This is a genomic window from Arenibaculum sp. (genome assembly GCF_035998295.1).
GTDB lineage: Bacteria > Pseudomonadota > Alphaproteobacteria > Azospirillales > Azospirillaceae > DASYHS01.
This window is the reverse complement of sequence record NZ_DASYHS010000112.1, coordinates 1-8,216: the sequence shown is the minus strand read 5'-3', so window position 1 is coordinate 8,216 and position 8,216 is coordinate 1. Positions and strand designations below refer to the sequence as shown.

Genomic DNA, 8,216 nt, shown 5'->3' with positions numbered 1-8,216 from the left:
CTGATGCGGGACGACCGCAGCTTCGTCCGCCATGCGGTTGCCGAGGCCGGGGACGACGGCGTCGTGCGGATCGAGTTCTTCCGATCGACGGCGGCGCAGGCGGCCGGCGCCACCGAGGCGCTGCTCCTCGAAGCGGGGCCGGGCGTGCTGTGGCTGGTCACGTCCGACGAATCCCGCGCCGAGCTGCGCACGCGCATCGGCGACCTTCAGGACGAGGCGGGTCGGTCGTTCGAGGCGGTGATCACGTCCGAGATCTTCACCCGTGAATACCGGCCGCGCCTGCGCGCCGTCCTCGGCGACGCCGTCGCCGCGGCCTGGGACGACGCGCGCAGCCAGATTGCGTTCCGCGACCTGCTCGCCCGGTCCGAGCCCATCGTGCGCGACGCCGTGCGGGCCGAGATCGGCGACGCCCTGCGGCCGCGGTTCGAGCAGGCGTTGTGGGACATGGCCCGGGCCAACTGGAGCAACGTGTTCGGTGCGCTCGTCGGCTACCGTCTCGACTACACCCCCTTCGGCGAGGCCGTGGCGGCGTCCCTGCGCGATCCCGCCCTGCGCCGGAGCCTGATGGGGCTGGGCGACGAGCTGCTCGGGACGGTCGAGGCGCAGCGCTTCTTCGAGCGCCTCGTGATCGGGACGGTCGACGCCCTGGTCCGCGATCCGCAGGCAACGGCGGTCGTCGGCGACCTGATGCAGGACCCCAGGCTGCACGCGGAGCTGCAGCCGCTGTCGGCGGCCGTGATGGACCTGCTGAGTGCGCTGCCGCGCCACCTCGCGGGGCTCGGCAACGAGAGCGACCTCAACCCTCTGGCGGCGCAGATCTTCAAGTCCATGATGCTCAAGCGCCGCGGCAGGCTGATCCTGTTCGTGACGCCCGAGGATCGCGACCGGATCCTGCGCCTCGATCCGGAGGCGGCGATCGTCCTGAAGGCTCTGGACGTGCGGGGTGCGGCATGAACGGGGATCCGGTTCTGCGGGCCGAGGGCCTGTCCATCCGCACGCCTGCCGGCGCCCGTCTCGTGGATGCGGTCTCGTTCGACCTCCATCGAGGCGAATTCGTGCTCCTGGTCGGGCCGAGCGGCAGCGGCAAGACCAGCCTCGTCAATCTGCTGTGCGGATTGCTGGAGGATGGCGAAAACCGCTGGCAGGTCTCCGGCGTCCTGCGAAGCGGCGGGCGTTCCGTCGACCTGTCGACGACGCGCAGCGACCTGTGCGGCTTGGTGTTCCAGGGTAACGCGCTGTTCGACGACCTGACCGTCGGCGAGAACCTGCGCATCGCCGCCGATCACGCGGGGCCGGTCGACCTCGCACGCAACGACGCCCTGCTGTCGCTGCTGGCCGACATCCACCCGGCCACGGTGGTCGCCGCCTGCAGCGGCGGTCAGAAGCAGCGCGTCGCGATCGCGCGGACGATGCTGGCCGACCACCCGGTCCTGGTGCTGGACGAGCCGAACTCCGGCCTCGACATCAAGTCGTCGCGCCGGCTGGCCGGCATCGTGAAGGACATCTGCCGGGAGAGTGGGCGCCCCGCCGTCATCGTCGCCCATCATGTCGAGGATCTGCTGCCCCTTGCGGACAAGGTCCTGCTGCTCGACTCGCGGACATCCACGATCCGCCCGATCCCGGCGGATATGGAAACGGTCGAGCGCGAGATGATGGCGCTCGACGTCGGCAATGCCGGCGCCCCCTCCGCGGCCGACGCGGCCAGTGCCGCATGGCATCGTCGCATGCGCCGGGGATCCTCGGCGAAGTGGTTCGCCCGATACTTCGCCGAGTATTTCTGGGTGCTGTGCGCAGCCCCGTCGATGCTGGTCTATCTCGCGCTCGGCGGGTTGATCATGGGCTTCGTGTCCATCTGGTTCGGCTTCAATTATCACTCCTTCGGCGGCTATCTGAAGTCGATCCTGCACGACGAGACCCTGGCCGGCATCGGCTTCGTGCAGACCACCGTCGCGGTGCCGCTGATCGCCTCGATTCTGGTCGTTGCACGCAACAGCGCCATCATCTCGGCCGATTTCAGCAACCGGACGCTGTCTTCGCAGTTGCGGGCGATGCATAACCTGAACATCCCGGCATTGCGCTACCTGCTGGTGTCGGTGATCTGCGCCAACGTGATCTCTCTCGTGCTGCTGACGGGCGTCGCACTGGTCACCTCGGCCTGGGCGGCACTGCAGACGTGGTGGCTGTTCTTTCCCGACCAGCCCGTCGAATTCTGGCAGGAGAACTACTTCCGGCGCCTGACGGAGGCCGGTCCGGCCCTCGTCGTCGAGTTCTACTGGATCCTCGGGAAGATTCTGCTCAGTTCCGTGCTTGGTGGCCTGGCCGCCGCCGTCATCGGACTTCGTCGCAAGACCTCGGTGGTCTCCATCAACGAGGCCATCGCCCAAGCCATCGTGATTGGCGTGTCGTTGACTCTATTTTCACACGCTGCAGTCGCAATTTTTCAATTCTGGAAATGACGGTACCGCCCGCTATCGGTCCGGAGACGATGGATGTCGAACAAAGACAACGCCCAACAGCGCTTCAGCGGTTACGTGGAACTCGCGGCCCTCGACCGTCCCTTCCTGTCGAAGGCGGAGGAGCGCCGTCTGCTCGAGGACGGCATCGCACGCTTCGAACTCGATCCCGAGGAGGCGCGGGGAATCCTGCTGAGCGTCGCGCATCGACGCGACATCCGCGTCGAGCGCGACATCGACCGGCGGATGCTCTCCATCCTCGAACGCTTCGGCGGCAAGCGGCGCAAGCTCGGCAAGAAGAAATTCGCTGAAGCCGCGGCCATCTACAACGGCCTCGCCGGCGGTTCGCTCAGCGACGAGGCGGCTCGGGTCCGGGTCAAGCGCGTGATGGAGGAGAACGCGTTCCGGGCCAAGCGCGCGGGACTGCTGTGGTCGCGGCGCTGGTACAACAAAATCGGCAGGAAGGGCGATCCGGAGGCGACCGAGGTCCGGACGCCGCTCCGCCCGGCCTGAATGGCGCCGCTTGGGATTTTCTTATTGAGTAACCCGGAAGAACAGGTACCCTGATAGTGTTTCCGGCGGCTGGTCGACACCTGGAGCGCGCCCGATGAATTTCAAAGATTTGGAGAGATGATGGCCATGCGTGCACCGATACTAGCCCTGTGGATGGTATTGACCCCGGCACTCGCCTTCGCGCAGGACGCCTCCAATGCGCCGGCCGAGATGCCGGCTGCCCCCGCCGTACCGCTCGCCCAGTCGGTCCCGATGCCGAGCGAGATGGTCGAGGGGCCGACCGGCTACCAGGTCGCGGCGATCGCGGCCGGTGCGGTCGCGGGCGTCGTCGTGGCCAATGTCGCGACCGGTGGGATGATCACGCCCGTCCTGGTGGCGGGGGCGTCCGGTGGCGGCCAACTGATGAACGCCAGCTACGCCGTGATGGCCGGTCAAGCGGCCGTGACCACCGTCGGCGCCGTCGTCGGCGGCTATGTCGGCAATTGGCTGTACGGCAACTGAAGTCCGTCCCGTAGGGCCGGGACGGACGCGGCCGGCCCTACGGTGTTTCGTTGGCCCGATGCCAGTCCAGGGCCATTGCGTCGCCCAGGCGGGCCAGGGCATCGCGCACGCCGGCGGGGTGCTGTTCGGGTGAGGAACTGGTCAGCAGCCCGCTCTGCCAGACGACGACATGGCCGGTCCGCAGCCAGCCGGCGTCTTCGTCGAAGAATGAAGCCTTGCGGTAGGCGCCCAGCATGACCGCCGAACTGCACCGACCGGCGTTCGGCTCATAGGCGGAGAGGACGGTGATCGTGGCGACGACGTCGCTCTCCGGCATGGCCTTCAGGCCCTTGGCGGTCAACTGCTGCTCCAGTTCCCGGAGCAGCGGGTCGGCGGCCAGGCGGCAGTCCGTGGCGTCGGCGCTCATCGGGCTGATCGTGACCCGGACGCCGGCGACGCCGCGGAAGTCGATGTCGCTGGGGCCTTCCGCCGCGATACCCGTGGGCGGGACGGAAAGGGTCGACAGAGCGATCCATGCGAAGGCAGTCAGAAGTCTCATCGGCGTCCTGCATTTCAGGTTTGACAGCATTCTGTCCAAAGGCGGGGCGATGGTCAATTTCAATATTGGCTGTGAGAAATTGGAAGGAAGTAAGGCCGGTGCCGAAGATATGATCTGAAATGCTTGCCGGTTTCGATATCGTGATTGTGTTTGGTACTGTCTTCCTCAGGGTATGATATGGGCTATATTCTGACGACCTTGTTCATTGCTGCCAGTCTTGCGCTTACGACGGTCGTGACGGAGACCAGTACCAAGTACCTGGCGATGTACATCGTCGAAAACGAAACCCAGGACTTCGGCGCAAGCACGATCACTCCCGAGCCCGAATCGGTCGGCGCACCGATGCGGCAGGCCGGAACTTCGGAGCCCGTCGCGACCGGTATCGTGCCGATCCTGGCCTCCAGCACGTTCGGCCGATCCGTCCCAACGGCCGGACCCGAGGTTCTGGGCAGTTCCGGCTCCACCGGCGCCAGCCGGCCGGAGCCGGCCGCCGGCTCCGGACCGGACTGGCTGCCGGTGGAGCCGGGCCGGAAAGCGGGAGCCGACGGCGAGCCGGACCGGAGCCAGGAGGCCGACGGTCCCGAGATGCAGGCCGTGCTCGGCATGGTCCGCGACACGCCGCATCGCCGGCCGGACGGTTCGGTCTTCCTGCCGATCACGACGCAGCGGCTGTTCTCCATGCGCTGGCAGGTGACCCGCCGGGACACCGTTCCGGTGACCCATGAGATCCCGGGCCACGTCATCACCAATCCGGCCTCCGGAACGCTGGTGCAGGCGACACGGCCGGGTATCGTCGAGGCGCGGGAGGGCCGCTTCCCCTATCTCGGCATGACCGTCCGCCGCGGCGACCTGCTGGCCTTCCTGCGCCCGGTCATGAGCGTCTCGGAACGGGTCCAGATCGAGGCGCGGATTCAGCAGCTCATCAACCAGATCTCCCTGACCAACCAGCAGATCGTCCGGCTCAAGGAAGTCCTGTTCGTCCGATATCGGGAGAACAAGATCGAGGCGCTGCGCGTCCAGCTCGACGGCCACCGGCGCGAACTGTCCGCGCTCCAGGCGGCGATGGACGGACGGGACGAGCTGCGCGCGACTGCCGACGGCATGATATCGCAGGTCGCGGCGGTCGCGGGCAGCGCGGTCGACGCGAACCAGACGGTTTTCGGGATCGTCGATCCCAAGGAGCTGTGGGTCGAAGCCGCCGCCTACGATCCCGGGATCGCGGCCGACATACGCGACGCGGCCGCACTGACGCCGGACGGGCAGGCACTGGAACTCGACTTCGTCGGTGGCGGGCTGACGCTCAGCAACCAGGCGATTCCGTTGCAGTTCCGGGTCCGCTCGACGGGTGACGGCCTGTCGGTGGGGCAGCCGGTCACGGTGATCGTGCGCAGCCAGCGGACCGTCACGGGCGTTCCGGTGCCGGCCGCCAGCATCGTGCGCGACGGCGACGGCCGCACCCTGGTGTGGGAACGCTCGGCCGCGGAGATATTCGTGCCGCGGCAGGTGCAGGCGGAAAGGCTGGCCGGCGACCAGATGATCGTGCGTTCGGGCCTGACGGCCGGGACGCGGGTCGTCGTCGACGGGGCGTCGATCCTGAGACAGGTTCGATGAGCGAAGGGGGATGAAGGTGCGACACCACTGGCTCGGGCGCATCGTCGCCGGACTGCTGCTACTGGCGACCGCGCTGCACAGCCTGCCCGCATCGGCGGAATCCGTCGGCCCGCACGTGACGGCCGCCGCAGGCATTCCGTCGGAGACGCCGGCCGCCGCACGCGTTCCGACGGAGATGCCGGCCGCCGAGAGCGACACCGCGTACGGGCTGGTCGCGGAGCAGGTCTATGCCGGGGCCGCGGTGGCCGGCGGGGCCTTCGTGATCGGCGTCGTGGCCACGGGATCGCTGGCCACCGGCCTCGCCGCCGCCACCGCGGTCGCCATCGCCTACGGTTTCATGCCATGACGAGTACGGTTTCCTGCGTGACGAGGCCTACACGTCGTTCGAGCACCGACGGCACCCGTTCGGATCCGCATAGAGGAGGAAAATCGATGTCCAGGGCAAGTCCGAGGCACCTGGCGCTTGGAGCCGTCGTCATGTCCCTCATGGCGACGCCGGCCTTGGCGCAGGCACCGGCACCTGAAAGCGCGGTCTGGGATCCGCTGGAGACCGTCAACAGGGCGGCCCACACCTTCAACATGGCCCTTGCGACGACCGTCACGACGCCGGTTGCCGCCGCCTACCGCTCCGTCGTCCCGGCGGTCGTGCAGGCCGGCATCGACAACGCCTTCACCAACCTGCGCGAGCCGGTGACGGCCGCGGCGAGCCTTCTGCAGGGCGACTTCGGGAACGCGGGCGTATCGGCCGGGCGCTTCGCCATCAACTCGACGGCCGGCATCGGCGGCATTTTCGATGTGGCGGGCCGGATGGGCTGGGTCAGCCGTGCGGAAGACATCGGCGCGACGCTGTGCAGCTACGGCATTCCCGACGGCCCCTATCTGGTCCTGCCGGTGCTGGGGCCGACCACGGTGCGCGATTTGACGGGCCAGTTCGCCCTTTACGCCGCGACGTTCGGCGTGCTGGGCGACGATCTCGCATTGCCGTACCTGGTCGCCGACCGGGCGGTCGCCTATGCCAGCGACGGCGTGACGCCGACGGTGCCGCCGGGCGACCCCTATCTGGCCCAGCAGGAGGCGCACCTTGCCCTGCGCCGGGACCTCTGCCGCGATGACGTCGCCGGCGGGGACGTCAAGGCGAGCCCTCTCGGCGGCGTCATCCGCCGGCCGGCGCCCGGCATCGTCGAAGTGCGGCAGCCCGCCGGGTGAGGGGCAGGCGGGACGGAGGCGGCGGCTACAGCCGTATCGCCCCGTTCCCGTCCGGGTTCCCGGTTCCCGGCCCGACCGGGGCGGCGGGTTGCGTCCGCCGGATGATGATGTCGCCGTTGGGCAGCGTTTCGGGCATGCTGTAGGGAACGAGCGCCCCCAGCGACGACGCCAGGTCGAGGGCGCGCTTCAGGGCGTCGACGATGATCTGCTCGGCCTCGTCGAGTGCGGCCCGGGGCGCGGCCGGGGCGGCATCGTCCTGGGCGTTCGCCACCGCTGGCCCGGCAAGGGCGGTCGCCAGGGCGGCGGCCAGGGCCGTGGCGAGAACTCGAGAGCGGAAATTCGGCATGATCGGGGAGCCTCTCCTAGGCGGTTTCAAGGCGGCGTGCCGTGGTCAGTTCAGCTTCAGGACGACCCGTTCTGATCGGCTGCGGGCCAGTTGAACGACCCAGAGCAGGACGAGAAAAGCCCAGAAGTTCAACTGGTTCAGCAGCCACAGGGCGTAGCAGAGCCCATAACAGGTCGCGAATACGGCCCACACCGCGATCACGACGTTCCGGATCCCGTTCGCGATCGCGCGCGGCGACCGGAAGAACAGGGCAGGGGCGTATGCCACCGCGCCGATCAGCAGGAAGACGAGCGTGCCCGCCCCGAACCCGATGGCATCCGAATAGGGCCACGGAAGAAGCGGTTCGAACGAATAGGCCAGCGGATTGCCGCGGCTCGACAGGAACGCTGCGACATCCAGGTCCCAGGGGCCGCCCCGGCGGAAAATCTCGCCGGCGCCGAGGCTGCCGGGATCCACGTTGTGGAAGAAGACGATGACGCCGCCGGCCACGCCGACGATCAGCGCCAGCACCTCTATGTGGGGGGTCCAAACGGTGCGGGCGTCCTGCAGCCCGTTGACGATACGGGTCGCAAGGGCCAGCGGCAGTACCGGCGCCAGTGCGAGCGCCGCCGCCGACAGCAGGAAGTCGATCGCCGATGCCAGGAGCCCTTCGCCCATGGGCGCGCCCCGCCGTCAGCCGCCGCACGGAGCCGGGCGGATGCCCGTGCCGCCGCTCGAGCAGGCGATCCGTTCCACGATCGGGTGGACCATGGGGCTCTCCGCCGGTCCGTCCGTCGCAGCGTGCAGGACGTCGCTCAGCCTCAGCAATCCCCAGATCACCGAGATGACGAGCGCGATACCCATGATGCCGATCAGGAAGAACCGGGCGCGATACGCGATCCAGACCAGGGCGATCGCCAGCGGGAAGGCGATGAAGCTCCAAACGAAGAATGTCTTCAGCATCGGTGGTGCTTGCCGTTGCGGGTCGCAAGCGCGCCGGGGCGGGGGCTTGCTGCTGGGGCGGTTCGCCGTGGACCGGATTCCCGCGATCGGGCGTCCATGCCCGATC

11 protein-coding genes are annotated in these 8,216 nt (G+C 68.3%); 7 read left to right on the top strand and 4 right to left on the bottom strand.

Annotated elements, in window-relative coordinates:
• From VGO20_RS11710 to VGO20_RS11695, 4 genes are all read left to right on the top strand, one after another.
• A partial coding sequence (locus VGO20_RS11710) for a hypothetical protein (protein ID WP_327502526.1) occupies window positions 1-954 on the top strand: 954 nt, incomplete at its 5' end.
• Complete coding sequence (locus VGO20_RS11705; protein WP_327502525.1) at window positions 951-2,456, top strand: ATP-binding cassette domain-containing protein; 1,506 nt, start codon at window positions 951-953, stop codon at window positions 2,454-2,456. The genes VGO20_RS11710 and VGO20_RS11705, both read left to right, overlap by 4 nt.
• A 33-nt stretch (window positions 2,457-2,489) precedes the next feature.
• Window positions 2,490-2,966, top strand: a complete 477-nt coding sequence (locus VGO20_RS11700; protein ID WP_327502524.1) for a hypothetical protein — start codon at window positions 2,490-2,492, stop codon at window positions 2,964-2,966.
• 126 nt (window positions 2,967-3,092) lie between these two features.
• Window positions 3,093-3,467, top strand: a complete 375-nt coding sequence (locus tag VGO20_RS11695) for a hypothetical protein (protein WP_327502523.1) — start codon at window positions 3,093-3,095, stop codon at window positions 3,465-3,467.
• Window positions 3,468-3,504: 37 nt separating this feature from the next.
• Here VGO20_RS11695 and VGO20_RS11690 read toward each other — a convergent pair whose 3' ends face one another.
• Entirely contained in the window at window positions 3,505-4,005 is a 501-nt protein-coding gene (locus VGO20_RS11690; RefSeq protein ID WP_327502522.1) for a hypothetical protein, read from the bottom strand.
• Between the two features lie 234 nt (window positions 4,006-4,239).
• Here VGO20_RS11690 and VGO20_RS11685 point away from each other — a divergent pair, with 234 nt between their 5' ends.
• The 3 genes from VGO20_RS11685 (at window position 4,240) to VGO20_RS11675 (ending at window position 6,822) form a co-directional block, all read left to right on the top strand.
• Window positions 4,240-5,616 (top strand): efflux RND transporter periplasmic adaptor subunit, encoded by a 1,377-nt coding sequence (locus VGO20_RS11685; protein WP_327502521.1) that lies wholly within the window; start codon window positions 4,240-4,242, stop codon window positions 5,614-5,616.
• A 10-nt stretch (window positions 5,617-5,626) separates the two neighbouring features.
• The gene (locus VGO20_RS11680; RefSeq protein WP_327502520.1) at window positions 5,627-5,962 is read left to right on the top strand and encodes a hypothetical protein; all 336 of its coding nucleotides are present in this window, start codon (window positions 5,627-5,629) and stop codon (window positions 5,960-5,962) included.
• A gap of 131 nt (window positions 5,963-6,093) precedes the next feature.
• Window positions 6,094-6,822, top strand: coding sequence for an MlaA family lipoprotein (locus VGO20_RS11675; protein ID WP_327502519.1), 729 nt, complete (start codon window positions 6,094-6,096; stop codon window positions 6,820-6,822).
• Between the two features lie 25 nt (window positions 6,823-6,847).
• On the opposite strand, the gene VGO20_RS11670 is transcribed toward VGO20_RS11675, so the two are convergent.
• Genes VGO20_RS11670 through VGO20_RS11660 form a run of 3 tightly spaced genes read right to left on the bottom strand, consistent with a single transcriptional unit; the run spans window position 6,848 to window position 8,110 of the window.
• Window positions 6,848-7,168, bottom strand: coding sequence for a hypothetical protein (locus VGO20_RS11670; protein ID WP_327502518.1), 321 nt, complete (start codon window positions 7,166-7,168; stop codon window positions 6,848-6,850).
• 45 nt (window positions 7,169-7,213) lie between these two features.
• The gene (locus VGO20_RS11665) at window positions 7,214-7,825 is read right to left on the bottom strand and encodes a hypothetical protein (protein WP_327502517.1); all 612 of its coding nucleotides are present in this window, start codon (window positions 7,823-7,825) and stop codon (window positions 7,214-7,216) included.
• Window positions 7,826-7,840: 15 nt separating this feature from the next.
• Window positions 7,841-8,110, bottom strand: coding sequence for a hypothetical protein (locus tag VGO20_RS11660; protein ID WP_327502516.1), 270 nt, complete (start codon window positions 8,108-8,110; stop codon window positions 7,841-7,843).
• Between the last annotated feature and the right edge of the window lie 106 nt (window positions 8,111-8,216).